General features: G+C 65.7%; 25 protein-coding genes. 14 read left to right on the forward strand and 11 right to left on the reverse strand.

All coding sequences use genetic code 11. The annotated features are described in order from the left end of the window. Positions 1 to 14: 14 nt before the first annotated feature. From EI171_RS37095 to EI171_RS37105, 3 genes are read right to left on the reverse strand one after another with little or no spacing between them, the layout of a single operon-like run. On the reverse strand, positions 15 to 2,276 hold the full coding sequence (locus tag EI171_RS37095; protein ID WP_161536223.1) for a xanthine dehydrogenase family protein molybdopterin-binding subunit: 2,262 nt from the start codon (positions 2,274 to 2,276) through the stop codon (positions 15 to 17). After that, a complete protein-coding gene (locus tag EI171_RS37100; RefSeq protein WP_161536224.1) occupies positions 2,269 to 3,324 on the reverse strand; it encodes a xanthine dehydrogenase family protein subunit M in 1,056 nt (351 codons plus the stop codon). Before EI171_RS37100 ends, EI171_RS37095 begins: the two co-directional genes overlap by 8 nt. Then, positions 3,321 to 3,818 (reverse strand): (2Fe-2S)-binding protein, encoded by a 498-nt coding sequence (locus EI171_RS37105; RefSeq protein ID WP_161536225.1) that lies wholly within the window; start codon positions 3,816 to 3,818, stop codon positions 3,321 to 3,323. Before EI171_RS37105 ends, EI171_RS37100 begins: the two co-directional genes overlap by 4 nt. A gap of 240 nt (positions 3,819 to 4,058) precedes the next feature. Between EI171_RS37105 and EI171_RS37110 the strand changes: the two genes are divergently transcribed. Together EI171_RS37110 and EI171_RS37115 are read left to right on the forward strand one after the other, a co-directional pair. After that, positions 4,059 to 4,700, forward strand: a complete 642-nt coding sequence (locus tag EI171_RS37110) for a TetR/AcrR family transcriptional regulator (protein ID WP_202633219.1) — start codon at positions 4,059 to 4,061, stop codon at positions 4,698 to 4,700. Between the two features lie 66 nt (positions 4,701 to 4,766). After that, positions 4,767 to 5,174, forward strand: coding sequence for a DUF4864 domain-containing protein (locus EI171_RS37115; protein WP_011085003.1), 408 nt, complete (start codon positions 4,767 to 4,769; stop codon positions 5,172 to 5,174). Here the strand turns inward: EI171_RS37115 and EI171_RS37120 are convergent. Beyond that, positions 5,171 to 6,445 (reverse strand): MFS transporter, encoded by a 1,275-nt coding sequence (locus EI171_RS37120; RefSeq protein WP_161536227.1) that lies wholly within the window; start codon positions 6,443 to 6,445, stop codon positions 5,171 to 5,173. The genes EI171_RS37115 and EI171_RS37120 overlap by 4 nt on opposite strands. Positions 6,446 to 6,596: 151 nt before the next feature. Here EI171_RS37120 and EI171_RS37125 point away from each other — a divergent pair, with 151 nt between their 5' ends. The 8 genes from EI171_RS37125 (at position 6,597) to EI171_RS37160 (ending at position 13,958) form a co-directional block, all read left to right on the forward strand. Then, positions 6,597 to 7,040, forward strand: a complete 444-nt coding sequence (locus EI171_RS37125; protein WP_161536228.1) for a hypothetical protein — start codon at positions 6,597 to 6,599, stop codon at positions 7,038 to 7,040. Between the two features lie 77 nt (positions 7,041 to 7,117). Next, positions 7,118 to 7,402, forward strand: a complete 285-nt coding sequence (locus EI171_RS37130) for a hypothetical protein (protein WP_028175170.1) — start codon at positions 7,118 to 7,120, stop codon at positions 7,400 to 7,402. 9 nt (positions 7,403 to 7,411) lie between these two features. Then, positions 7,412 to 8,836: a TolC family protein gene (locus EI171_RS37135; RefSeq protein ID WP_161536229.1), complete on the forward strand. Its 1,425-nt coding sequence runs from the start codon at positions 7,412 to 7,414 to the stop codon at positions 8,834 to 8,836. A gap of 13 nt (positions 8,837 to 8,849) precedes the next feature. Beyond that, positions 8,850 to 10,187 carry a copper oxidase gene (locus EI171_RS37140; protein ID WP_161536230.1) on the forward strand — a complete coding sequence of 446 codons (1,338 nt, stop codon included), beginning with the start codon at positions 8,850 to 8,852 and terminating at the stop codon, positions 10,185 to 10,187. 32 nt (positions 10,188 to 10,219) lie between these two features. Then, positions 10,220 to 10,672: a cupredoxin domain-containing protein gene (locus tag EI171_RS37145; protein WP_028175167.1), complete on the forward strand. Its 453-nt coding sequence runs from the start codon at positions 10,220 to 10,222 to the stop codon at positions 10,670 to 10,672. 16 nt (positions 10,673 to 10,688) lie between these two features. Further along, positions 10,689 to 10,991, forward strand: a complete 303-nt coding sequence (locus tag EI171_RS37150; RefSeq protein WP_028175166.1) for a copper-binding protein — start codon at positions 10,689 to 10,691, stop codon at positions 10,989 to 10,991. A 330-nt stretch (positions 10,992 to 11,321) separates the two neighbouring features. Beyond that, positions 11,322 to 13,463 carry a flagellar biosynthesis protein FlhA gene (gene flhA / locus EI171_RS37155; RefSeq protein WP_161536231.1) on the forward strand — a complete coding sequence of 714 codons (2,142 nt, stop codon included), beginning with the start codon at positions 11,322 to 11,324 and terminating at the stop codon, positions 13,461 to 13,463. Between the two features lie 294 nt (positions 13,464 to 13,757). Further along, positions 13,758 to 13,958, forward strand: a complete 201-nt coding sequence (locus tag EI171_RS37160) for a hypothetical protein (protein ID WP_011084994.1) — start codon at positions 13,758 to 13,760, stop codon at positions 13,956 to 13,958. A 306-nt stretch (positions 13,959 to 14,264) separates the two neighbouring features. On the opposite strand, the gene EI171_RS37165 is transcribed toward EI171_RS37160, so the two are convergent. From EI171_RS37165 to fliI, 6 genes are all read right to left on the reverse strand, one after another. Next, entirely contained in the window at positions 14,265 to 15,485 is a 1,221-nt protein-coding gene (locus tag EI171_RS37165) for an NAD(P)/FAD-dependent oxidoreductase (RefSeq protein ID WP_161536232.1), read from the reverse strand. A gap of 116 nt (positions 15,486 to 15,601) precedes the next feature. Then, positions 15,602 to 16,561, reverse strand: coding sequence for an AraC family transcriptional regulator (locus EI171_RS37170; protein WP_028175163.1), 960 nt, complete (start codon positions 16,559 to 16,561; stop codon positions 15,602 to 15,604). 352 nt (positions 16,562 to 16,913) lie between these two features. Further along, positions 16,914 to 18,002, reverse strand: a complete 1,089-nt coding sequence (locus tag EI171_RS37175; protein WP_161536233.1) for an anti-sigma factor domain-containing protein — start codon at positions 18,000 to 18,002, stop codon at positions 16,914 to 16,916. A gap of 37 nt (positions 18,003 to 18,039) precedes the next feature. Then, positions 18,040 to 18,585, reverse strand: coding sequence for a sigma-70 family RNA polymerase sigma factor (locus tag EI171_RS37180; RefSeq protein WP_011084991.1), 546 nt, complete (start codon positions 18,583 to 18,585; stop codon positions 18,040 to 18,042). Between the two features lie 182 nt (positions 18,586 to 18,767). Continuing rightward, positions 18,768 to 19,187 (reverse strand): flagellar export protein FliJ, encoded by a 420-nt coding sequence (gene fliJ / locus EI171_RS37185; RefSeq protein WP_011084990.1) that lies wholly within the window; start codon positions 19,185 to 19,187, stop codon positions 18,768 to 18,770. Positions 19,188 to 19,308: 121 nt separating this feature from the next. Next, the gene (fliI, locus tag EI171_RS37190) at positions 19,309 to 20,634 is read right to left on the reverse strand and encodes a flagellar protein export ATPase FliI (RefSeq protein WP_060910703.1); all 1,326 of its coding nucleotides are present in this window, start codon (positions 20,632 to 20,634) and stop codon (positions 19,309 to 19,311) included. Between the two features lie 449 nt (positions 20,635 to 21,083). Here fliI and ctrA point away from each other — a divergent pair, with 449 nt between their 5' ends. The 4 genes from ctrA (at position 21,084) to EI171_RS37210 (ending at position 23,913) form a co-directional block, all read left to right on the forward strand. After that, positions 21,084 to 21,785, forward strand: a complete 702-nt coding sequence (gene ctrA / locus EI171_RS37195) for a response regulator transcription factor CtrA (protein WP_008138878.1) — start codon at positions 21,084 to 21,086, stop codon at positions 21,783 to 21,785. A gap of 168 nt (positions 21,786 to 21,953) precedes the next feature. Further along, entirely contained in the window at positions 21,954 to 22,358 is a 405-nt protein-coding gene (locus EI171_RS37200; protein ID WP_161536234.1) for a DUF350 domain-containing protein, read from the forward strand. Between the two features lies 1 nt (position 22,359). Continuing rightward, entirely contained in the window at positions 22,360 to 22,749 is a 390-nt protein-coding gene (locus tag EI171_RS45960) for a hypothetical protein (protein ID WP_246740342.1), read from the forward strand. Between the two features lie 3 nt (positions 22,750 to 22,752). After that, positions 22,753 to 23,913 (forward strand): glutathionylspermidine synthase family protein, encoded by a 1,161-nt coding sequence (locus tag EI171_RS37210; RefSeq protein WP_161536235.1) that lies wholly within the window; start codon positions 22,753 to 22,755, stop codon positions 23,911 to 23,913. Between the two features lie 57 nt (positions 23,914 to 23,970). On the opposite strand, the gene EI171_RS37215 is transcribed toward EI171_RS37210, so the two are convergent. Further along, positions 23,971 to 24,366 (reverse strand): hypothetical protein, encoded by a 396-nt coding sequence (locus EI171_RS37215; RefSeq protein WP_236842187.1) that lies wholly within the window; start codon positions 24,364 to 24,366, stop codon positions 23,971 to 23,973. Between the last annotated feature and the right edge of the window lie 115 nt (positions 24,367 to 24,481).

Genomic DNA, 24,481 nt, shown 5'->3' on the forward strand with positions numbered 1-24,481 from the left:
CATCGCCGCAGCGCTCAAGACTGCGTCAGCAATTCCTCGATCCGGATCGGGAAGCGGCGCACGCGCACCCCGGTCGCGTGCCAGACGGCGTTGGCGACCGCGCCCGCGCTGCCGGTGATGCCGATCTCGCCGACGCCCTTGATCCCGAGCGCATTCACATGCGGGTCGTGCTCCTCGACCGTGATCACGTCGAGCGGCGGCACGTCGGCATTCACGGGGATGTGGTACTCCCCGAGATTGGCATTCATGATCCGGCCGCTGCGGCGGTCGGTGATGGCCTCCTCGTGCAGCGCGAAGGACATGCCCCAGATCATGCCGCCGAACAGCTGGCTCTTCACCAGATGCGGATTGACGATGCGCCCCGCGGCGAAGGCGCCGACCATGCGCGTGACGCGGACCTGGCCGAGTTCGGGATCGACCTTCACTTCCGCGAACACCGCGCCATGGGCGTGCATGGCATACTCCTCCATTGCCGCAGGATTTGGCGCGCCGGTGCCACGCGCCTCGACCTCCGCGACACCGGCACGCGCGAGGATCTCGGCATAGCTCTCGCCGCGACTCCCGTCGTCACGCCGGAACAGCTTTCCGTCGCGCGCGACCACGCCGGCATTACCGGCGCCGAACAGCGGCGAGCGCTCGTCCCCGGTGGCGAGAGCGGCGAGCTTTGCAATCACGGCCGCGCCGGCGCTGTGGATCGCAGCGCCCGCGGTCGCCGTGTGCGCCGAGCCGCCGGCGATGCCGGCGTCGGGTAGGTCGGACGTTCCGGCCTTGAACGTGACGCGATCGATATCGAGGCCGAGACCGTCGGCTGCGATCTGGGCGAGTGCCGTCCAGGCGCCCTGCCCCATGTCATGCGCGCCGATCTCCATCGCGCCGGTGCCGTCGCGGCGGATCGCGGCACGCGCTTCCGCCTGGAACATCAGCGCCGGGAAGGTCGCGGTGCCCATGCCCCAGCCGACCAGAAGACCGGCATCGTCGCGCATCTGCCGCGGCTGGAGCGAGCGCTTGGCCCAGCCGAAGCGCGCGGCGCCCTGCGCGTAGCAGGCACGCAGCGCCTTGGATGAGAACGGCTTTCCCGTGATCGGCTCGACCTCGGCGTAGTTCTTCAGACGGAAGGCGAGCGGATCGATGCCGCAGGCCCAGGCCATCTCGTCGATCGCACTCTCGAGCGCAATCGAACCGGTCGCCTCGCCCGGCGCGCGCATGAACAGCGGCGTACCGGTGTTGACGCGCACGGCATCGTGCGAGGTGCGGATCGCAGGCGCCGCATAGAGCGTGTGCGAGGCATCGGCGGCGGGCTCGTAGAAATCGTCGAACGTGCTCGACACGGTCCGCGCATGGTGATCGAGCGCAGTCAGGCGCCCCTCGCCGTCGGCGCCGATGCGCAGCCGCTGGCGGGTCGGTGCGCGATGGCCGACCGGGCCGTACATCTGCTCACGGCGCAGCACGAGCTTCACCGGCCGGCCGACGAGCTTGGCAGCCATGATGCCGAGGGTCGGCGGGCCGGACATCAGCCCCTTGGAGCCGAAACCGCCACCGAGGAACGGACTGCGGATGTGGATCTTGTCAGGCGCAATGCCGAACAGCTCGGCGATGCGCCCGAGCGAGAGCATCAGGCCCTGGGTCGGCATGTCGAGCGACAGATTGTCCCCGTCCCAGCTGGCCACGATCGCATGCGGCTCCATGGCATTGTGATATTGCGGCGGCGTCTCGTAGACCGCATCGATCTGCTTCTCGGCCGAGGCAAGGCCCGCCTCGACATCGCCGCGGTGGCTTTCCGTGGGATTGCCGACGCCGACGACCGGCGGCACGTAGCTCTCGCCGGCATCGAGGCCGACGAGCGCAGGCAGCGCCTCATAGCGCGGCGCCAGCAGCACCGCGCCTTCCGTTGCCGCTTCCAGCGTCTCGGCGATCACGACGGCGATCGGCTGGTTGGCGTAGCGGACCTCGTCGCTCTGCAGCACCTCCATCCGGAACACGAACGGGTTGGTCTTGATCTCGGGGTCGATCGCGAGTGGCGGCTTGTTGTCTGGTGTCATGACGTCGACGACGCCGGGATGGCGCTTGGCAGCAGAGACATCGAGCGAGACCACGCGGCCGCGCGCAATGCTCGAGACCGCCATCACCGCAAACAGCATCCCGGGCGGATGATTGTCGGCCGCATAAGTCGCCTGACCCTTGACCTTGAGGAGGCCGTCGCGCCGGGTCAGAGGCTGGCCGATGCTCGAGCCGTGGCGCAGATGGGCGGGAGCGCTGGTGAGATTGAGCTCAGGCATGGATGGCTCCGGAGGTCGAGGCAAAGGGAGAGGCCGGCAGCGCCGGCAGGCGCGCCGGCGCACCGGCGGCGGCGAGAGTCAACGCGCGCACGACGATGCGGCGGGCGAGCTCGATCTTGAAGGCATTGTCGCCGGACGGCTTTGCGTCGGTGAGCGCACGCCAGGCGGCTTCCTGGAAGGCGTCGGCCGTGGGCGCGACACCCTTGAGCACGTCTTCCGACGCGCGGGCACGCCAGGGCTTTGCGGCAACGCCGCCGAGCGCGAGCCGCGCCTCCCTGATCTTGCCGTTCTCGATCTGCAACGCAGCGGCGGCCGAGACGACGGCAAAGGCGTAAGATGTGCGCTCACGAACCTTGAGGTAGCGCGCATGCGCCGCAAAGCTGCGCGCCGCAGCCGGCAGGCGCACCGCGACAATCAGGTCGCCGAGTTCGAGCGCGGCCTCGCGCTGAGGCGTATCGCCGGGCAGGCGATGCAGTTCGTCCAGTGCGATCTCGCGACGCCCGCTCTTGCCCTCGATCTCGACGATGGCGTCAAGTGCGACCAGGGGCACGCAGAAGTCCGAGGGATGCGTGGCGATGCAGCTCTCGCTCCAGCCGAGCACGGCATGGGTGCGGTTCTCGCCGTCGCGGGCGTCGCAGCCACTGCCCGCCTCGCGCTTGTTGCAGCGGCTGGCGGTGTCATAGAAATATGCGCAGCGCGTCCGTTGCAGCAGATTGCCGCCGACGGTCGCAGCGTTGCGCAATTGCGCCGATGCCCCGGAGAGCAGCGCTTCGGCGACGGCCGGATAGGACTTCGCGAAGCCGGCATCGTGCGCGAGATCGGCGTTGCTCACCAGCGCGCCGATACGCAGCGACCCGTCGGCGAGATGCTCGATTGCGTCGAGCCCTTCGAGATGCGTGACATCGACCAGGCGATCCGGACGGCTGACGCCGCCCTTCATCAGATCGAGCAGATTGGTGCCGGCGGCGAGATAGACAGCGCCCGGCTGGGCGGCCGCCGCAACGGCTTCGGTAACAGTGGCCGGCCTGACATAATCGAACGGCTTCATGCGGAGCGCCTCTGATTGGATTCGTCCATGCGTTCTTGCGCCTCGCGCACGGCATCGACGATGCCGGCATAGGCGCCGCAGCGGCAGAGATTGCCGCTCATGCATTCGCGGATGCGTTCGGGATCGTCGCCGGCCTGGGCCTCGCGCATCATGCCGATCGCGCTCATGATCTGGCCGGGGGTGCAGAAACCGCACTGAAATCCGTCATGGACAATGAAGGCGGCCTGCACGGGGTGAAGCTGGTCGCCGCGCGCAACGCCCTCGATGGTGAGGATGTCGGCGCCGTCATGGCTGACGGCGAGCGCGAGGCAGGAATTGATACGCTTGCCGTCGACGAGAATGGTGCAGGCGCCGCACTGGCCGCGGTCGCATCCCTTCTTGGTTCCGGTCAGATGGAGGCGCTCACGCAGGAGATCGAGCAGCGTGACGCGCGGATCGTCGAGGACGAAGTCGCGCCGCGCACCGTTCACGGTGAGGCTGATGGAGTGGTTCATACAAGGCTCCGATCAGATATGGACATGAGTGATCGCGCGGCGCGCCACCGCCGTGGCCGCCGTCGATTCCAGCGTTGACCGGGCGAAGCCGGGCAACATCCCAACGAAGATACGGAGGCACCCTCCGCTTAACAAGGGCCGCCGAAAAATATTTGGAATTCGTCAAAAGCCCATGCGCAGACAACGCGATGCAGCTAGGCAAGGGTTCAATCTAACCAATTCGTGATCTACATTGCCGGCATGGACGATCACACCGACCAGACCCGAAAGCCCCGCGCCGATGCCGTGCGCAATCGCGAGCGCGTGCTCGAAGCGGCCAAGGCCGTGTTCAACGCGGGCGGTCCGGAGGCGAGCCTGGAGGCCGTGGCGAAACGCGCCGGCGTCGGCATCGGCACGCTCTACCGGCATTTCCCGACGCGCGAGGATCTGTTCGAGGCGGTATACCGGCGCGAAGTCGAACAGCTCAGCGAGCTTGCCGAGCAGTTGAAGAATGCGAAGGACTCGGTCGACGCACTGCGCCGCTGGCTACGTTCCGGGGTCGAATTCGTGGCCACGAAAAAAGGCATGTCGGCAGCGCTGGCGCTGACGTTCCAGAGTTCGTCGGAACTTGCGGCCTTCTCGATGGACCGGCTGACCAAGGCGATCGGCTCGCTGCTCGACCGCGCCGTCGCGGCCGGCGAGATGCGTGCCGATGTCAGCCCGGAAGACCTGCTCAGGGCTCTGATCGGCATGTGCTACATGCACGACCAGCCCGGCCGGCAATCCTCGGTGCTGCGCATGCTCGACGTGTTCGTCGACGGGCTGCGCGTGCGGCCCGGCGCGAAGGCCAAGGCGCGCTCCGCCGCCAAGCCCGCGACGCCGGCGCCGAAGCGGAAGCGATAGCGCGTCCCGCGTTCTGCAAAATCGTGCTAGGATCAAGGCCGCCGGGATATCAACGCGGAGCCTGTCGTGCGCGTCGCAGCCTTGCTTCTCCTTCTCGCTGTTGCTCTCAGCCCGTTCTGCGCACTGGCCGACGACATCGCCGCGGCACAAGGCATCATCCGCGCCCAGGAGCAGGCGTTCGTCCGCGACGATGCCACGGCCGCCTATTCCTATGCCGCACCGGCAATCAAGGAGATCTTTCCGGCGCCCGACATCTTCATGTCCATGGTGCAAAACGGCTACGCGCCGGTCTACCGCCACAAGAGTTTCGAGTTCGGCGACAGCAAGACCGAAGGCAACTGGATCGCCCAGCGCGTCCACATCGTCGACGCCAATGGCGAGGCCTGGGAGGCGCTCTACACGCTCGAGCAGCAGGCCGATGGCAGTTACAAGATCACCGGCTGCTCGCTGCTGAAGGCGGGACAGGCGGTTTAGGTCGCGAAACCCGGTCTTGCCTTGACCGAATTCGTCCGCGAGCGGATCAGCAAGGTCAGGACGATGGCTATATTCAGCGCGTTCCAGGCCACGCCGTTTGCGAACGCCGCGGCATACGAGCCGGTGGCATCGAAAATGACGCCCGACACCCAGCCGCCGAACGACATGCCGAACACCGAGGCGAAGATCACGATGCCGACACGGGTCGCCGCCTCGCCAGCCGGCATCGCCTCGCGCACGATGATGGCGTAGCTCGGCACGATGCCGCCCTGGAACAGTCCGAACATCGCGGAGATCAGGTAGAGTGAGGCGAGGCTGTCGAAGAACAGGTAGAACACCAGCGCAAATCCCTGCGCCAGCGACCCGATCAGCAGCGTGCGGACGCCGCCGATCTTGTCGGCGAGGAAGCCCGAGCCGATCCGGCTGACGATGCCGCAGGCCATCATCAAGGACAGCATCTCGGCGCCCCTCGCCACGCCATAACCGAGATCGCCGCAATAGGCGACGATATGCACCTGCGGCATCGCCATGGCGACGCAGCAGGAGATGCTGGCGATCGAGAGCAGCACCGTCAGCGTATTGGTCGAGAGCTTGAGATCGACCCGCGGCGGCGGTGCATTGGCATGATCGCGAACCTTGTTGCCGCCCATCTGCGCGCGTAGGACCAGCACCAGGATCGTCATCAAGCCCACGCAGACGAGACCGATGCCGATATGGGTCATGCGCCAGCCGATCGTCTGCAGGCCCCAATTCACCAGCGGCGGCCACATTGTGCCGGCGACGTAATTGCCGCTCGCGACGATGGTCACGGCCAGCCCGCGATAGCGCTCGAACCAGTGCGAAGCCTCCGCCATCAGCGGCGCGAAGGTCGCCGAGGTGCCGAGCCCGATCAGGAAATACGCCGCCACGAACTGCCAGAGTTGACCAGACAGGCCCGCGAGCACATTGGCGACGCCGAGGAAGGCGATGCTGATCGCCATCGCCGGCACGATGCCGAATCGGTCGGTGATCTTGCCGGCGATCACGCCGCCAAGCCCGAAGCCGAACATCATGAGGGTGAAGGCCAGCGACACCGCGCCGCGCGTGGCGGCGAATTCGGCCTGGACCGCGGGAATCATGACCACGATCGCCCACATGCCGACGCCTCCGATCGATCCGATCAGAAGCGCAATGACAAGCCGCACCCAGGCCTGACGGGAATCAGGGCTGAATGAGTCTAATGAGTCTGATGTTTGTCCGGGATGATTTGGGGCGTGCACGGGCCGAACCATGGCCCGCGGATCGGAACACGGTCAAGCTTCGTGGCGTGATATTGGGCATGCGCGGTGCACTGCGGTAAGAAGATGCTTGGCGGATGCGCGTTTTGCCATTAGTTTGCAATCTGCGTGTGCAAGACTGCCGCGCGAGGAGCCTATCGGCGGAATGCTGTTGCGATTGACACGATCGATGCGGATCAGGGTGGGGCGGATCATCGCCCTCGCCTATCTGTTCTGCGTGCTCGCGCCGGCCGCAAGCCTTGCCTGGGGCAATGGTCCGGCGCCGTGCCTCGACGACGCGCTCCTCGCCGACCCCGTGCCGGTGCATCATCAGACGCCAGCCGGCCACATGCATGACGGCGCCTCGCATGACCACGCCGGACCGCATGCGCATCCCCAGACCGCGGCGCAGGACGCGCCTGCACCGCATCATCATGACGGCAAGGGAACAGTCGGCCCGTGCTGCGCGATGATGTGCGTGAGTGCGCTGCCGGCCGATCTGCCCGTCGTCGCCAAGCCGCTTCAGCCCATCTCCGCCTGCGCGCCCGAGATCGTGGCCAGCCTGCGTAGCGAGGCGCCGCCCCTGCTCTACCGTCCCCCCATCGCCTGATCTGACACGATGACGTCAGGGCCAGCGCGCGTCTGCGCGCGCGGGCCTGTGGTCTCACGACAGTTCAGGGATGAATCATGCTTACCCTTTCCGGGGCGAAGTCCGGCGCCGCATCCGCGGTGCGTGGACGACTCTTTCTAATTGGCTGGCCCCTGCTGGCCGTGATTGCGTTCGCGCTGTCCGGCTGCATGCCGGCCACCACGCAAGTGGCCGACGCCGATCCTGCCGATCCCTCGGCAAAGGTCGCCCGCGCCAGTTATCGGTCGACCGTCGCGCCCTATACCAGCCTGCGGCCTGCGACCCCGGCGCCATGGCGCGACCGCAACGACGCCGTGACACCGCAGCCGAAGCAAGACCGCTAGGAACCCGCCATGACACAGCATTCTGCGCGGGGCCTGCTCATGCTCACAGCGTTCGGACTCTCCGGCTGCATGGCGTTCTCGCCGGACGGCGGCATGACGACGGTCTCGGACCTCGCCAGCCAGACCATCAACAAGGACGTCGCCTTCGTCCGATCGGCAGAAGGCGCCGAGGCTGTCAACGCGACCGTCCACCGGTTGCTGGCGCGCACGCTGACCGCCGAGACCGCCGTGCAGATCGCGCTGCTCAACAACAAGGGGCTGCAAGCCGCTTACAACGAGCTGGCGCTGGCCGAAGCCGAGCAGGTCGAGCAGAGCCTGCCGCCCAATCCCGTGTTCTCGATCTCGCGGATATCGGGCAATGGCGCGAACGAGATCGAGCGCCAGGTGGTCGGTGACATCCTCGCGCTGGCGACCCTGCCGTTCCGCTCCGACATCGCCCGCGACCGCTTCCGCCAGGCCCAATTGCGCGCGGCACTGGCGACGTTACGGCTCGCGGCCGACGTGCGCCGCGCCTATGTCCGCGCGGTCACCTGCAACGAGCTGGCGGTGCTGCTGACGGACGCGAAAGCGACGGCGGAATCGACGGCCCAACTCGCCGTAAAGCTCGGCGAAACCGGCTCGATCAACAAGCTCGACCAGGCCCGCGAACAGGTGTTCTACGCCGAGACCACCGCCGACCTCGCGACCGCACGGCAGGCCGCGACGAGCACGCGCGAAAGGCTCGCGCGCCTGATGGGACTATGGGACGACGGCCTCGATTTCCGTCTGCCCAACCAGTTGCCGCCATTGCCGCGCCGGCCACAAGCGCTGCCTTCGATCGAGGCCGACGCGGTCGCCCATCGCATCGACTTGCAGGTCGCGCGGCTCGAGCTGACGGCGCTGGCCAAATCGCTCAATCTCACCGAGGCGACGCGCTTCGTGACGCTGCTCGATCTCGCCGGCATCTCCCGCCGCACCCAGGATCCGGAAGGGGCGCCGTTCCGCGAACGCGGCTTCGACGTGCAGTTCCAGATCCCGATCTTCGACGGCGGTGAGGTGCGCGTGCGACAAGCGGCGGAGACTTACAATCTCGCCTTCAATCGCCTGACCGAGCGTGCCGTGAACGTTCGCTCGGAGGCGCGCGATGCCTACCGGACCTACCGGTCCACCTACGATATCGCCAGTCATTACCAGCGCGAGATCATCCCCCTGCGCAAAATCATCACCGAGGAGATGCAGCTCCGCTTCTCCAGCATGCAGGTCGACATCTTTGCGCTGCTGACCGAGGCGCGGCAGCGCCTGGCGTCGCTGCGCGGCGCCATCGATGCCAGGCAAAGATTCTTCCTCGCCCAGTCCGACTTGCAGACCGCCGTCAACGGCGGCGGCGCGCCTGCTTCCGGCGGCGACACGTCAACCACCATCGCCGCGGCAGCGTCTGCCGACGGCGACCACTGAGATGGAGGCCAGCATGTATTCCCGCCGAGGATTCTTGGGCACTGCCGCGCTTGCCAGCGCGTCGGCCATCAGCGGCCGCGTCCAGGCTGCGTCGATTCCGGAAGCACCTCACATGGACAAGGTGGTGATGCAGCCGCCGCTGCATCCGATCAGCGGCCCGGACTATCGCCCCGTGGTCACGCTGAACGGCTGGTCGCTGCCGTTCCGCATGAACGGTGACTGGAAGGAATTCCACCTCGTCGCCGAACCCGTGGTGCGCGAGTTCGCCGAAGGCATGAAGGTGAACCTGTGGGGCTATAACGGCCAGTCGCCGGGCCCGACCATCGAGGCCGTCGAGGGCGACAAGGTCCGCATCTTCGTCACCAACAAATTGCCCGAATACACCACGGTGCACTGGCACGGCATGATCGTGCCGAGCGGCATGGACGGCGTCGGCGGGCTGAATCAGCCGCACATCGAGCCGGGCAAGACCTTCGTCTACGAGTTCGAGATGAAGAAGAGCGGGACCTTCATGTACCACCCGCATTCCGACGAGATGGTGCAGATGGCCATGGGCATGATGGGCATGGTCGTCGTGCATCCGCGCGACCCGAATTTCCGGCCCGTCGACCGCGACTATGTCTTCGTGATGAGCACCTATCGCGTCGATCCCGGCAGCTACCTGCCGCGGGTCAACGAGATGACCGACTTCAACATGTGGACCTGGAATTCGCGGGTGTTTCCGGGGATCGATCCGCTGCCGGTGCGGCTCGGCGACAAGGTGCGCGTGCGCATCGGCAATCTCAGCATGACCAACCATCCGATCCATCTGCACGGCCACAGCTTCGCGGTGACCTGCACCGACGGCGGCTGGATTCCGGAGAGCGCGCAGATTCCCGAGACGACCACCGACGTCCCCGTCGGCGCTGTGCGGGTGTTCGACGTGCTCGCCGACAATCCCGGCGACTGGGCGTTCCACTGCCACAAGTCGCATCACACCATGAACGCAATGGGACACGAGGTGCGCACCCTCATTGGCGTGTCGCGCAAGGATCTCGCCAAGGCCGTCGGCAAGCTCGCACCAGACAGCATGGCGATGGGCTCGACCGGCATGGCGATGGGCAACATGGAGATGCCCGCACCCGACAACACGCTGCCGATGATGACCGGCACCGGCCAGTTCGGCCCGATCGAGATGGGCGGCATGTTCACGGTGATGAAGATCCGCGAGGACCTCGCGCGCGACGATTACGGCGATCCCGGCCCGTACAAATTCCCGCAAGGCACCGTCGCCTACGAAGTGACGCCGCCGGCCGCGGAACCGGCGCGGCAGCAAGGCGGCACTCCGCCGATGAAGAACATGAAGATGTGAGCGTTTCGATGAACCACCAACTGGAGAACAAGATGAAGACGATCAAACTCGCCCTCGCGCTGGCTGCGCTTTCGATCGCGCCGGCCATTGCTCATGACCAGCACGGTCATGAGACCTTTTCGGCCGGCGAGCCCGGCGATCCCAAGAAGCCGGCACGTACCGTCGAGATCGCGATGAGCGAGATGTCCTACGAGCCGTCGAACATCACGGTCGAACGCGGCGAACAGATCCGCTTCGTGCTGCGCAATAGCGGCAAGGAAGACCACGAATTCCTGCTCGCCACCACCAAGGAGAACCTCGAGCACGCCGAGGTGATGAAGAAACATCCGCACATGGAGCACGACGACCCGAACGGGGTCCGGCTCGCCCCGAGCAAGACGGCCGAGATCCTCTGGAAGTTCAGCAAGGCCGGCACGTTCGAATTTTCCTGCCTGATCCCGGACCATCGCGACTACGGCATGGTCGGCCACGTCACCGTCAAGTGAAGCAATGGAGAGAGCCATGAAATCGATCACCCGCATCGCCGCCGCGCTCGCGCTGACGCTCGGCCTGACCTTCGGTGCCGCCGCGGCGCCAGGCGCCTCGATCAGCGGCGAGGTCAAGAAGATCGACGAGAGCGCCGGCAAGATCACGCTCAAGCACGGGCCGGCCAAGAGCCTCGGCATGGATGAACCCATGACCATGGTCTACCGCGTCAAGGACCCCGCTTTGCTCAAGCAGGTGAAGGTCGGCGACAAGGTCACCTTCGAAGCCGAGGAGGCGGCTTCGGGCTACACGGTGACGAAGATGGAGAAGGCGAAGTAGCTTTGCCACCTACCCCGTCATTCCGGGATGGTCCGCAGGACCAGACCCGGAATCTCGAGATTCCGGGTTCGGTGCTTCGCACCGCCCCGGAATGACGACCCGGAAGGTCGAAACACCCCGGTCTGACCTCCCGCCGCACCTCTCGTTAACCCTTTGCTAACCATACACCCGGCAAGAATTGCCGGGTGAAGTCGAGTGTCGTCAGCCGCGTAAAACGGGAGGTCCCCCGTGGACGCCAGTGCGGTGCCTCACTTTCGGAACGGCGGCCCTTCGGCCGCCGCGCAGACGTTTGGGGCGCGCGGCCGGCAGTCGCGCGGGGAGGCAGCTACCATGGTCGACGTCACCGCGGGACAGGGCGTAGGGAGCACAAACGCCGGCGTCCCCACCCTCACCGAGATCGTCAACATCCTCAAGCGCGGCGACATCGCGCTGGCGCTCGGCATCCTCACCATCCTGGTGGTCCTGATCCTGCCGCTGCCCGCGATCGTGCTGGACCTGTTCCTGGCGATCTCGATCACGCTCTCGATCCTGATCCTGATGACGTCGCTGTTCATCCAGGCGCCGCTGGAATTCTCCGCCTTCCCGACCATCCTGCTGATTTCGACCATGCTGCGGCTGTCGCTCAACATGGCCTCGACCCGCCTGATCCTGTCGCACGGGCACGAGGGCACGGATGCCGCCGGTCACGTCATCGAAGCCTTCGGCAGCTTCGTGATGGGCGGCAATTTCGTCATCGGCATCATCGTCTTCGCCATCCTGATCATCGTCAACTTCGTCGTCATCACCAAGGGTTCGGGCCGCATCGCCGAAGTCGCCGCGCGCTTCCACCTCGACGCCATGCCCGGCAAGCAGATGGCGATCGACGCCGATCTCTCCGCCGGCCTGATCGACGAGAAGGTCGCCAAGGAGCGCCGCAAGGCGCTGGAGGACGAGAGCGGCTTCTTCGGCGCCATGGACGGTGCCTCGAAATTCGTCCGCGGCGACGCCATCGCCGGCCTTCTGATCGTCTTCATCAACGTCGTCGGCGGCATGATCATCGGCGTGGCGCAGCAGGGCCTGTCCTTCGCCGACGCCGGGCGCAGCTACACGCTGCTGACCGTCGGTGACGGCCTCGTCACCCAGGTGCCGGCGCTGATCGTCTCGACCGCGGCCGGCCTGCTGGTCTCCAAGGCCGGCGTCTCCGGCGCCGCCGACAAGGCCCTGATGAAGCAGTTCTCCGGCTATCCGCAGGCGCTCGCGATGTCCTCGGCCGTCATGCTGGTGCTGGCGGCGCTGCCGGGCATTCCGACCATTCCCTTCCTCGCGCTCGGCGCCGGCGCCGGTGCGCTGGCCTGGACCGCGCGCAACCGCAACCGCGCAACCGCCAAGGCTGACGAGATTGCCAAGGCCGCGCCCGCGGCAGGTCAACCCGGTGCGCCGGGCACCGCTGCGACCGAAGAGCCGATCTCGGCGGCGCTCAAGATCGACGACCTCAAGATCGAGCTCGGCTATGCGCTGCTGCCGCTGGTCAACGGCCCCGACGGCACCGACCGCCTCACCGAGCAGATCAAGGCGCTGCGCCGCTCGCTCGCGATCGAGATGGGCTTTGTGATGCCGGCGGTGCGTATCCTCGACAACGTCCAGCTCGAAGCCAACACCTACATCATCAAGATCAAGGAGGTCGACGCCGGCACCGGCAAGATCTGGCCGAACCAGTTCATGGTCATGGACCCCGGCGGCAGCCAGGTTCAGGTGCCCGGCATCCACACCACCGAGCCGACCTTCGGCCTGCCCGCGACCTGGGTCGATGCCAGCCTCAAGGAAGAGGCTTCGCTCAAGGGCTACACCGTGGTCGACGCCGCGACCGTGCTCTCGACCCACCTCACCGAGCTGCTCAAGGCCAACATGTCGGACCTGCTCTCCTATGGCGAGGTGCAGAAGCTGCTCAAGGAGCTGCCGAAGGAGCAGAGCGAGCTGGTCAAGGACATCGTCCCCGGACAGGTCACGGTCTCCGGAATCCAGCGGGTGCTGCAACTGCTGCTCGCCGAGCGCATCTCGATCCGCGATCTCTCCACCATCCTCGAGGGCATCGCCGACTCGCTCGCCTTCTCGCGCAATCCCGCCACCATGGTCGAGCACGTCCGTGCCCGCCTGGCGCGGCAGATCTGCGCGCAGAACACCTCCTACAACGGCTATCTGCCGCTGATCGCGCTGTCGGCGCGCTGGGAGCAGGCCTTCGCCGAATCCATCATCGGCCAGGGCGAAGAGCGCAGCCTCGCGATGCAGCCCTCGAAACTGTCGGAGTTCATGACCGCCGTACGCGAGGCCTTCGAGCGCGCCGCGCGCGAAGGCGAGGCGCCGGTGCTGGTCACCTCTGCGGCAATTCGTCCCTTCGTCCGCTCTCTCGTCGAGCGGTTCCGCGCTCAGACGACCGTGCTGTCGCAGGCTGAAATCCACCCCAGGGCGAGGTTGAAAACGGTCGGAAGCATCTGATTTGCCTTAAGAAGCCGTGTGTTTTTCGGCCACAGGCAAATGGTTTTTGAGTTCCTGGCGCCTTGTCGACCAGATGCGGAAAAGGCGCCTGACAAGCACATTACGACATTGAAATAATTACGAAATTACACGATGAAGGATCGTTTTTGATCGCGATCTTTCACGTCCTGTCACGCTCTTGTGATCGCCCCTTGGGAACGAATCCCCCCAATACTAGGTTGTTGGGCACCGGAAGCATGAACCTGCCCGAACAGGGTAGCGACTACTTCGGGTAGATGGCGGCAGGAGCCTTCCATGAACCACTCGATTTACAGCGCAGATCGCTCGACCCACCTGAAGATCGTGGTCGTAGCCCTCGTCGCAGGGATCGCGGTGGCAGGCTTCGGCATCACGGCACGCACGGGTTCGGACGAAGGTCTGACCCAGACGGCCCGCGTCATCAAGGCCGGCAAGCCGGTTGTTATCACCAGTTCGAACGCATCCCTCGTTCGCTAAGGAGATCTGACGAGTTTTTTGAATTCACGCGGCTCTTTACCAGCCCCCCAAAGTCGCCACGTGGATATGTAGACGACCCCAACCCCAAGTCGACTACAGAAAGCGCCCGCCCCCCACGGGCGCTTTCTCACGTCTGGGGTGATGTTTTTCACTGCGGATGTCACGCGGGATGCCGCCAAGACCACCGCTGTCATTCCCCGCGAAGGCGGGGAATCCAGTACGCCGCGGCTTCTCCGTATCCCCCTGCAGTCTCTGGAATACTGGATCGTCCGCCTTCGCGGACGATGACACCGGATATGTGGGACACTACCGCGCCCCATAGGTCGGCGGCGGCGTCTGCACGGTTGGAGCTGCGGCAGCGAACAGCTCGTCCTTGCTCCCGTTGAGCGGCGGATAGATGCGCTTGCGGTTGATGGTCTGCTTCGTCGCCTTCGCGGCCGCGCCGGTGGTGCGGACCTCGCGATCCCACCCCTCCGTATAGAGCGCGCCCCAGCTGCCAAGATCGAGCACGGTGACGTACCAGTCGATCCGCAGCGGCAGCATCGGCAGGCCCAGGAGATCGGCCACGACATTGTGGCCGGCGAAGCGGCCCATGGGGCGGGCGAACTGGCAGGACATCACGGTCGGATGCAGTCCGTCGACCACGCTGGAGGCGACGTCGCCGGCCGCGAACACGCCAGGCAGATCGGCAACCCGCATGAACGGATCGACCAGAAGGCGCCCGAGGCGATCGCGCGCGCCTGGAAGGCTCGCGGCCAGCCGGCTCGCACGTAGCCCGGCGCACCAGATCACCGTCTGGGCCGGGATGAACTCGCCCGAGCTCAAGTGAACGCCGGCCGCCTCGACCGATGCGACACGCGCGCCAAAGCGTGTCTCGATGTCGAGCGCCGACAACGCCGTCTCGATGACGGGACGCGCGTGCGCGCCGATGGTAGCGCCGACCGTCGGATTCGGATCGACCAGGATGATGCGGCGGCTGCCGGTGATCCCGGCACGCGCCAGCCGGTCCGGCATCTCGGCCGCGACCTCGATGCCGGTAAAGCCGGCGCCGACCACCACGACCGTCGAACGCCCCGGCGACGGCACGCTGCGCCCGAGCGAGACGAGATGATCCTCGAGGCGCAGGGCCGCAATGTAGGTGTCGACGTCGAAGGCGTGGTCGGCAAGGCCCGGAATGTCGGGACGCGTCACCTCGCTGCCGAGCGCGAGCACAAGCCGGTCGTAGCCCAAGGTCTCCTCGCCGTCGCTCGTGACCAGCGAGATCTCGCGCCGTGCCGGATCGATGGCTTCGACCTCGCCGAGGCCGTGAGTGACGCCGATCGGATCGAGCAATTGCCCAAGCGGAAGCGCGACCTCGCTGAGGTCCACCTCGTAATTGCGCACCCGGATGTTGTGATAGGGATTGCGGTCGACGACACGGATCTCGATGTCGCGGCCGGCAGCGCCGATCTCGTCGCGCTTGCGCGCAGCTCCGATGGCCGCCCACAGGCCTGCAAACCCGGCGCCGAGCACGACAATACGCGTCATGTCCGCCTACTGCGTTATCCCGAAGAATCGAGCGGTCTGCCCCGCGCAGGCAGATATAGCTCAATAGCCCCTGCCGACCAACTGCTGCGGCGCGCGCCGCTGCACAAGATCTCGGCTCACGCCTCGCGCAGTTCCGACGGCGTCGCGCCAAAGCGCTTGCGGAAGGCGCGGTTGAAATAGGACAGGTCGGAGAAGCCCGAGGAGTGCGCGATGTCGCTGATCTTGCGCGTTCTCGCGCGGGGATCGCCGAGCAGCTTGCGCGCCAGCAACAGGCGCTGCTCCAGCACGAATTCGGTGAAGGTCGTGCCGGCCTGCTCGAACAGGCGCTGCGCCTGGCGCGGGCTCAGGCCCGAGCGCGTCGCAACTTCCGCCAGGCAGAGATCGTTGCGGCCAAGCGCGGCCATCACGTCGGCGCGCATGAGATCGAGACGGGCCGCCGCCTGCCCACGGCCGCGCATAAGGCTTGCGTGCTCGGCATCGGTCCCGAGCAGGAGGCCGACGAGATCGACCATGTGCTGCGCGGTCAGGCGCTGGCCGACGGCGTCTAGATGCGGGCCGTGATTGGCGGCGAGCGCGTGGTAGCGGAAGATGGTTTCGGCGACCGCACCGTCGGCAAGCACTTGCGACAGCTTCTCCTCGGCGCGCGGATTGATGTCGAGCAGCGCGCGACGCGGCATGCGGATGGTGGTGAAGCGATCCTCGTCGGTATGGCCGACGGTGCCGGTGATGCCCATGTCGACGAGCACCATCTGCGCGGGCGCAAGCTCCACGGTGTGGCCGTTCTGCCCGACGCGGACGAGGCCCGCATGGGCCGCGATCAGGACGAGATCGTCGCTGCCGTCGGCAAGGTGGCTCTGAGTGCGCGTATATTGCGCGGAGGCGCCTTCGGGAATGGCCAGCGCGATATTGTCGACCACGCTGATCTGGAGCCGGCAATCGATGCTGTCGCCATGGCTCGGCCCGATGTCGAGGCCGCAGGCCCCGAAGGCCCGATCGCGCCATTGTTCGAAGGCCGGACCAATCGGCAGGCCCGCATATTGGTGAACAAAGATGCCCGGCGTTTTCGCTGCATCCATTTGATTTCTCGCCCCTCTCCGGCACCATGATCGGCATGCGCCGCCTGAATTCCGGGGATTTGACGCCGCGAATTGCGGAGAGGTTCAAAGCGGGGCTGGATTTGGCCGGGCTTGTCGGAATGCGACAGCGGGGTGGACCGGGGCGACATGCGTCGATCAGGCGCTGCCGCGACGATGGTGACGCGCCCAATGCCTCTAAGCGTCGTCCTGGACCAGCGAGCGGAGCGAGCGCCGATCCAGGACCCATTACCACAGGATTGTGCGGTTGCTCGCCCGTGCGGCCACAGCTCACTCTTGCAACAAGCTCTTGGGGTAATGGGTCCTGGCTTCCGCCAGGACGACGATGGAAAATCTACTTCTTCGCCGGCGCCTGCGGCTGAGACGGCGGCACGGTCTCGATCAGCCTGCCGGTAAATACCGGCGCCGAGGTCGGCTGGCCGTTGGGCGAGCCGCCGGCCTGCTCGACGGTGACGGCGTAGGTCGCGCCGTTGACGACGTCGGCATCGTAGGAGGCGAGCAGCGGACGCGCGGTGAATTCGCCGCCGCCGATCACGCCGAGCGAGCGCGGGCGCGGCAGCTTGTCGGAGATCAGCCAGAGCTCGAAGCTCTTGCCGGGCTCCGGCGTCGCGCCGACCTTGCGCACGGTGAAATTCCGTGTCGCGCCGTCGATGGTGAGGATGAAGGCCGGGCCGCCGGCCTGGCCCTGCAACAGCGCGACATATTGCGCGGACGCCGCGAGCGGCGCCGGTGTCTTCACCTCGACCGTCTGGATGCGCGGTACAGGACGCAAGGCCCCCGGCAGCGCGTCGGGCTGGAAGATCTGAAGCGACAGCGTCACCAGCAGCGCTGCCGCGAGCGCGCCGACGGCGGATGCGATCGTGCGCCAGCGCTTCACGCGGCCCTCGAGCCGGATCACGTTGGTGTTGTCCACGACGGGCGCCGGCGGCGCGCGCGCGACGTCCGGATCGGGCGCATGGACCTGCGGCATGAAGATCGGCGCGACGTCGGAAAGCGCATCGGACGGCGGTCGCGCGGCTTCGGATTGCGCGGCTTCGGGCTGAGCTGCTTCGGTCTGCGCTGCTTCGGGAGGCAGCGGCTCCGGTTGCTCCGTGCGGTCCGATGACGTTTCCGGCGTGACGGCTTCGAACGAAGAAGACGCCGGTACAGGTGGCGGCGGCGAGGCTTCAGACAGCGCCAGGGGCTCCTGTGCGAAGCCGGTCCGCGCGAGCTCGGACCTGATGTTCTCCCACACGATCGGGCGCGGCTCGATCGTGCCGACCATCTGGTTGAGGACGCCGAGCCGGTAGGCCCAGGCCTGCACGACATCGGCGAACGCCTTGTCCACCGCCATCATGGTCTCGACCTGCGCGCGCTCATCGGCGTCGAGCGTACCGAGCGCATACTCCGCGGCGAGCGCGATATGGTCCTCCGTGTAGGCCATCACTTGCAGTCCAGAACCACCCTCACAGCATAAACCCTCATAAACCGAGGCACTCGCGGATATCCAGCATGCTGCGCCGCAGCCACGTCTTCACCGTGTTGACGGGCGCGGCGAATTTCTCCGCCAATTGCTCGCGGCTCCAGCCGTTGTAATAGGCGAGAAGCACGAGCCTCTGACGGTCCGGCTCCAGCCGGCCGATACATTCCAGGAGCCGCTTCAGCTCCTCGGTCATCTCCCGGCGCGCCAGCGGATCGGGACTGTCGGCCGCAACCTCCATCGCCTGAGGCTCTTCCTCGATGGAGACTTCCGACTTCTTGCGCACGATATCGATCGCACGGTTGCGCGCGATCGACGCCATCCACGTGATCGGCGAGGACAGAGCCGGATTGAACTGGCCGGCGCTGTTCCAGATCTTGACGTAGGTCTCCTGAATGACCTCCTCTGCGAGATCCTGCCGACGCAAGATACGGAGCACGACGCCATAGAGTTTCGCGCGCGTGGCGACGTAAAGGCGCTCGAACGCGGCCTGATCGCCCTTCGCCACCGCCTCAATCAGCCCGACCAGCTCTGCTGGCGTCAGCATTCAGCCCCCCAACGCGTAGGCTCAGGCGCGTTCCGCGCAGGCCCCCGGCACTGCACCACCATAGCGCGCGGCCAAGCCGACCACCAAGGGGCGTGGCGCCACGCTGTGGACAGCGCATACGAAAACCCGGACCTTGCGGGTCCGGGTTTCGCGAATTTTCGGCGGTTCTTGCTGCTAGCGCCTCAGGCGACAGCGCCGATGCGAGCCCGCATCAGGCCGATGCTGTCGAGGTCGGCCTGCTCGCGGGCGTTTTCCTCGGCGCGTTCGCGGGCCTGGTCGCGCTCGTCGAGGAGCTCGACCTTCTTCAGCTCCTCGAAGGCCTCGGCCAGTGCGGCCTTGGCTTCGTCGAGCTGGCCCTTGAGCTCGTCGGCCGAGCGGGTCAGGTTCTCGCGGCGCTGGATCGCGGCCTTGGCATAGGTCGGATAGGCGAAGTGCGAGGGATCGTTGATCCCGGCACGCTCCTGCTCGGTCTGGATCTCGCGTTCGAGATCGACCGACATCCGCTGGAAGTCGGCGATCATGGTCTCGATCTGGGTGACCCGGCGGCGCTTCTCGTCGACCTGAAACTTCTTCAGGCGAATGAGGGTATCACGTGACTTCATCGACTCGTACTCCCCAGAAGTCCCCTGGCTGCACGTGGGACAACACCGGTCTCCCCACAGGCCCAATTGGGGCCAAGACCGGCTCTGCTACTCTGTAGGATCGGATGATGACCTGACAAAGTTAGCGTTCCGTTTCCAAATTACCGAGGATTTGCGCCAACTGGCGGTAACCGTCCGCCAATGAGGCATTTTCGTCCTTGCGCTGGCGCAGGAAGGCTTCCAGGGGTTCGTGCAGCCGGATCGCCTCGTCGACCTCGGGGCTGGAGCCGGCCCGGTAGGCGCCAAGCCGGATCAATTCCTCCATGTCGGCATAGGTCGCCATCACTTGGCGCGCCTTCTGGATGGTCGGCCAGAACTCCGGATCGGCCGATTTCGGCATGGTGCGGGAGACGGATTTGAGGATGTTGATGGCGGGGTAGCGGCCGCGCTCGGCGATCGAGCGCTGCATCACGATGTGGCCGTCGAGGATGCCGCGGACGGCGTCGGCGATCGGCTCGTTGTGGTCGTCGCCGTCGACCAGCACCGTGAAGATCGCGGTGATCGCGCCCTCCCCCAGGCCCGGTCCGGCACGCTCCAACAGCTTCGGCAACTCGGTGAACACGGTCGGCGTATAGCCCTTGGCGGTCGGCGGCTCGCCCGCGGACAGGCCGATCTCGCGCTGGGCCATGGCAAAGCGCGTCACCGAGTCCATCAGGCAGAGGACGTCCTTGTCCTCGTCGCGAAAATATTCGGCGACCGCGAGCGTCAGATAGGCGGCCTGGCGGCGCATCAGCGCCGGCTCGTCGGAGGTCGCCACCACGACGACGGAGCGCGCCAGGCCCTCCTCGCCGAGATCATCCTGCAAGAACTCCTGAACCTCGCGGCCGCGCTCGCCGATCAGCCCGATGACGCTGACGGCGGCGTCCACGTTGCGTGCCAGCATCGAGAGCAGCACCGATTTGCCGACGCCGGAGCCCGCGAAGATGCCCATGCGCTGGCCGCGGCAGCAGGTGAGGAACGTGTTCATCGCGCGCACGCCGAGATCGAGCGGGCTACCTACGCGCTTGCGCGAATGCGCCGGCGGCGGCGTATTGCGGAACGGCATCGGCGAGGACCCCTGCGGCAACGGCCCCTTGCCGTCGATGGGCTCGCCCAGCGCATTGACGACACGGCCGAGCCAGGCCGCCGAGGGCCGCACCTGATTGGCGGCATTGGCGATGACCGCCTTGCAGCCGCGGCGCACGCCGTCGAGACCGGCGAACGGCATCACGACAGCATTGTTGCCGGAGAAGCCGATCACCTCGCAGGGGATGGAACGGTTGGCGCCGGTTTCGATCACCAGCCGCGCGCCGACCGACATCGCATGGATCGGGCCGGCCACCTCGACCATCAGGCCGCGCACACCGACCACACGGCCATAGATATTGACGCCGTCGATGTCGCCGATCTGTTCGGCCAGAGCCTTCATCGGTGGGCCTTCATAAGCGGCGCGCCTTCATAGGAGGGGCCTTCATAAGGTGGTCGTCGTCGTGATCCCCGGGCCTTCACGGGGAAACTCTTAAGTTTCGCCATATTTCTGAACGGCGCTTAACTTCGTGTTTACCCGCATCGTTAATCATTGCGTCACTGTCTTTGTGACTGAGCGTGACTCCCCTTCAGAAGAAGGCTGAGTCGCGGGAGTCGGTTAGGCCCGTCTCTTAAAGTGGAACTTGAACGGAGCCGGATAACGAAAGCTGCTTCCTGCGCAAGACCTTAGGGCGATTCGACAAAAATTGCACCGGGGGGACTTGCGTTCCAGAATCAGGATTTGTTAACCATCTGTTGTCAGGATCCGAATCAGTTGTTCAAAGGCGTTTTGTTGAGTGCCGCGAATGCGGCCGACCTGACGCCCAGGAGCGGCGACTATGGGGAACTGGCATGCGCGTTTTGCTGATTGAAGATGACAGCGCCGTCGCGCAGTCGATCGAGCTGATGCTGAAGTCTGAGAGCTTCAACGTCTATACGACCGATTTGGGGGAAGAAGGCGTCGATCTCGGTAAATTATACGATTACGACATTATCCTTCTCGACCTCAACCTGCCTGACATGTCCGGCTACGACGTGCTCAAGCAACTCCGGGTCTCCAAGATCAAGACCCCGATTCTGATCCTCTCCGGCCTCGCCGGCATCGAGGACAAGGTCAAGGGTCTCGGCGTCGGCGCCGACGACTACATGACCAAGCCCTTCCACAAGGACGAGCTGGTGGCCCGCATCCACGCGATCGTGCGCCGCTCCAAGGGCCATGCCCAGTCGGTCATCCAGACCGGCGACCTCGTCGTCAACCTCGACACCAAGACGGTCGAAGTCGGCGGCCAGCGCGTGCATCTGACCGGCAAGGAATACCAGATGCTGGAGCTCCTCTCGCTCCGCAAGGGCACGACCCTCACCAAGGAAATGTTCCTCAACCACCTCTATGGCGGCATGGACGAGCCCGAGCTGAAGATCATCGACGTCTTCATCTGCAAGCTCCGCAAGAAGCTCGCCAACGCCTCCGAAGGCCGCAACTTCATCGAGACCGTGTGGGGCCGCGGCTACGTGCTGCGCGAGCCGCACGAGCACGAAGAGCGCATTCCCGCCTGATCCTGGGTTTACGTCGCGAGCCGCAGGGCTCGCTCCTCCCAGCCTGGACCCCGCCGCAAATGGCGGGGTTTTGTTTTTTGGGGACGCTAACGCGGCTTCGTCGCCGTCCCGCCGTTGAACCGCTATCCTCCCCCCGCCGACGAATGGTCGCTGCACGATGGGGGAACGATGATCCTGCAATCACTCGCCGGCCTGCCCGCCTTCCTGGTCTATTTCTGCACCGGGCTGATCGCGATCGTGGCGTATCTGTTCGTCTACACCCGCATCACCCCGTACAACGAGTTCCAGCTCATCCGCGACAACGAGCCGGCCGCGGCGATCTCGCTGGGCCTCAGCCTGCTCGGCTTCGTGGCCCCGCTGATCAGCGCGATCGCGCATTCGGCCAATGTGCTGGACTGCCTGATCTGGGCGGCCATCGCGCTGATCGTCCAGATCATCGTGTTCTTTCTCGTGAAGGTCCCGGTGCCGAACCTGTCGACGCGGATCGCCGCCGGCGAGCTTGCCCCCGCGATCTGGCTCGGGCTGTCCTCGCTCGCCGCGGGCCTGTTGAACGCCGCCTGCATGATCTACTGACATGGCCGACAAACGCTCCAGCAGGGAGTTCGGGAAACGCCGGCCGGTGCCCCCGACACCGCGGGCGCCGGTGAAGCGCTCCGGCCATGTCGCGCTCCTGGTGATGGGCACGATCGCGGTCGGCACCACCGCCTACACGCTGATGCCGCGGCAGACTTGCGAGCCCTCTCCTCCCGGGACGGATCCGGCGGTGCAGACGAGCACCGCGTGCAGCAGCAGAAGCAGCTCTTCAGGCGGCAGCGGCGGCTCGGGCTCATCGTCGCGCTCGAGCTTCTTCAGCAGCGATTCCTCCAGCCATTCTTCGTCGAGCACGTCATCCGACTCGGGCCACAGCAGCGTGAGCCGCGGCGGCTTCGGCTCGTTTGGCCATGGCTTCTCGGGCGGTGGCTGATCCATGCGACGCATCATCTGTCTCGAGCGCGACGACTGGCGACAAACCGCAGCGCAATGCGGCTTCGTCTTCCACACCATCGACGGCGAACGCTATTGGGACGAGCGCGCCTATTACGCCTTCACGCTCGACGAGATCGAGCGCGGCATCGAGACGCCAACCGGCGAGATCGACGCGATGTGCCTCGAGCTTGCCGGCCGCATCATCGGCGACGAGCGCCATCTGCAGCGCTTGAAGATTCCGGAGGCATTCTGGAGCCTGATCGCCGAGAGCTGGGAGCGGGACGACCGCAGCCTTTACGGCCGGCTCGACCTGAAGTTCGACGGCAAGGGGCCGGCAAAGCTGCTCGAATACAACGCGGATACGCCGACCTCGATCTTCGAGGCCGCCGTCTTCCAATGGACTTGGCTCGAACAAGCGATCGAACGCCGTATCATCCCGGTGCGCGCCGACCAGTTCAACTCCATCCACGAGCGGCTGATCGAAGCCTGGAAAGAGATTGCCGCAGGCCGCCATGTCCATCTCACCGGCACCACCGGCAATGAGGAGGACGCCGGCACGCTGGCCTATCTCGAAGACACCGCGCGCCAGGCGGGGCTTTCGACCACGCTGCTCGACATTGAAGCGATCGGCTGGCGCGACGAGGCTGGCGGCTTCGTCGATCTCGACGATCGCGACATCGCACTCGCCTTCAAGCTCTATCCCTGGGAATGGATGTTTCACGACGCCTTCGGCGCAAAGCTCGAGGGCGCGCCGACGCGCTGGATCGAGCCGCCGTGGAAGGCGGTGCTCTCCAACAAGGGCATCCTGCCGCTGCTCTGGGAGATGTTTCCGAACCATCCCAACCTGCTGCCGGCCTTCTTCGAGGACGATGTGCGCGCAGCAGAGCTCGGCAGCTCCTATGTGCGCAAGCCGCTGCTGTCGCGCGAAGGCGCCAATGTCACGCTGGTGTCCGGCGGAACGCCGCTCGACGAGCACGCAGGTCCTTATGGTGCAGAAGGCTTCGTGCGGCAGGCGCTCTCGCCACTGCCGAACTTCTCGGGCTTCTATCCGGTGATTGGAAGCTGGCTGGTGAACCACGAACCCTGCGGCCTGTCGATCCGCGAAGACGAGAGTCCGATCACCGGCAACGGCTCGCGTTTTCTTCCGCATGCGATCTTGTGAAATGCGCTCGCGACGCCGTCGGCAAGGGCACGCGAGCGCGAAGGTCCTGGTGTCGGCTCAGGGCGTCTTGACGATGAATCGTCCGTCGTACAGGAAGGCGCCCTTGAACCCACTTTGCACACTTTCGAAGCCGCCAGTGCCTGTCGCGTTTGCGTACGTTCCGGTGCCCGACAGGATCGTATATTCGCCCTTTGCCTTACCGTCCTTGATCGCACCGGCGTAGCGCGCCGTGATCGAGGAGCCATCGTCGAAGGTGTAGGTGCTGTAGCCGAACATGGGCCCCGAGCCCTTGAGCAAATCACTGGAGTTGACGAAGTCCTTCACGGCGATGCGGCCATCCTTGAAAAAGGCAACGCCAAACATCTTGCCGGACATGACCGTCTGACCTTCAACATTCGCGACCTCGGTGACCTTGACGTCCACCGGCCTGGTGACGAGCTTGAATTCGAGCACTTGCTCACCAGCGCGAGCAGTCGTGGGCAACGAAAGCGCAACCAACAGAAAGTACGAGGCACAAGCTATTCGCATGGTGTGTCCTCCTCAAATCCGTTCATGATGGAATGGGGTC

Origin of the sequence: Bradyrhizobium sp. LCT2, from assembly GCF_009931255.1 — a bacterium.
Taxonomy (GTDB): Bacteria; Pseudomonadota; Alphaproteobacteria; order Rhizobiales; family Xanthobacteraceae; genus Bradyrhizobium; species Bradyrhizobium diazoefficiens.

Coding starts and splice junctions, on each gene's coding strand:
- EI171_RS37095 (WP_161536223.1), bottom strand. CDS start 2,276: ATGCCTGAGCTCAATCTCACCAGCGCTCCCGCCCATCTGCGCCACGGC.
- EI171_RS37100 (WP_161536224.1), bottom strand. CDS start 3,324: ATGAAGCCGTTCGATTATGTCAGGCCGGCCACTGTTACCGAAGCCGTT.
- EI171_RS37105 (WP_161536225.1), bottom strand. CDS start 3,818: ATGAACCACTCCATCAGCCTCACCGTGAACGGTGCGCGGCGCGACTTC.
- EI171_RS37110 (WP_202633219.1), top strand. CDS start 4,059: ATGGACGATCACACCGACCAGACCCGAAAGCCCCGCGCCGATGCCGTG.
- EI171_RS37120 (WP_161536227.1), bottom strand. CDS start 6,445: ATGGTTCGGCCCGTGCACGCCCCAAATCATCCCGGACAAACATCAGAC.
- EI171_RS37125 (WP_161536228.1), top strand. CDS start 6,597: ATGCTGTTGCGATTGACACGATCGATGCGGATCAGGGTGGGGCGGATC.
- EI171_RS37130 (WP_028175170.1), top strand. CDS start 7,118: ATGCTTACCCTTTCCGGGGCGAAGTCCGGCGCCGCATCCGCGGTGCGT.
- EI171_RS37135 (WP_161536229.1), top strand. CDS start 7,412: ATGACACAGCATTCTGCGCGGGGCCTGCTCATGCTCACAGCGTTCGGA.
- EI171_RS37140 (WP_161536230.1), top strand. CDS start 8,850: ATGTATTCCCGCCGAGGATTCTTGGGCACTGCCGCGCTTGCCAGCGCG.
- EI171_RS37145 (WP_028175167.1), top strand. CDS start 10,220: ATGAAGACGATCAAACTCGCCCTCGCGCTGGCTGCGCTTTCGATCGCG.
- EI171_RS37150 (WP_028175166.1), top strand. CDS start 10,689: ATGAAATCGATCACCCGCATCGCCGCCGCGCTCGCGCTGACGCTCGGC.
- flhA (WP_161536231.1), top strand. CDS start 11,322: ATGGTCGACGTCACCGCGGGACAGGGCGTAGGGAGCACAAACGCCGGC.
- EI171_RS37160 (WP_011084994.1), top strand. CDS start 13,758: ATGAACCACTCGATTTACAGCGCAGATCGCTCGACCCACCTGAAGATC.
- EI171_RS37165 (WP_161536232.1), bottom strand. CDS start 15,485: ATGACGCGTATTGTCGTGCTCGGCGCCGGGTTTGCAGGCCTGTGGGCG.
- EI171_RS37170 (WP_028175163.1), bottom strand. CDS start 16,561: ATGGATGCAGCGAAAACGCCGGGCATCTTTGTTCACCAATATGCGGGC.
- EI171_RS37175 (WP_161536233.1), bottom strand. CDS start 18,002: ATGGCCTACACGGAGGACCATATCGCGCTCGCCGCGGAGTATGCGCTC.
- EI171_RS37180 (WP_011084991.1), bottom strand. CDS start 18,585: ATGCTGACGCCAGCAGAGCTGGTCGGGCTGATTGAGGCGGTGGCGAAG.
- fliJ (WP_011084990.1), bottom strand. CDS start 19,187: ATGAAGTCACGTGATACCCTCATTCGCCTGAAGAAGTTTCAGGTCGAC.
- fliI (WP_060910703.1), bottom strand. CDS start 20,634: ATGAAGGCTCTGGCCGAACAGATCGGCGACATCGACGGCGTCAATATC.
- ctrA (WP_008138878.1), top strand. CDS start 21,084: ATGCGCGTTTTGCTGATTGAAGATGACAGCGCCGTCGCGCAGTCGATC.
- EI171_RS37200 (WP_161536234.1), top strand. CDS start 21,954: ATGATCCTGCAATCACTCGCCGGCCTGCCCGCCTTCCTGGTCTATTTC.
- EI171_RS45960 (WP_246740342.1), top strand. CDS start 22,360: ATGGCCGACAAACGCTCCAGCAGGGAGTTCGGGAAACGCCGGCCGGTG.
- EI171_RS37210 (WP_161536235.1), top strand. CDS start 22,753: ATGCGACGCATCATCTGTCTCGAGCGCGACGACTGGCGACAAACCGCA.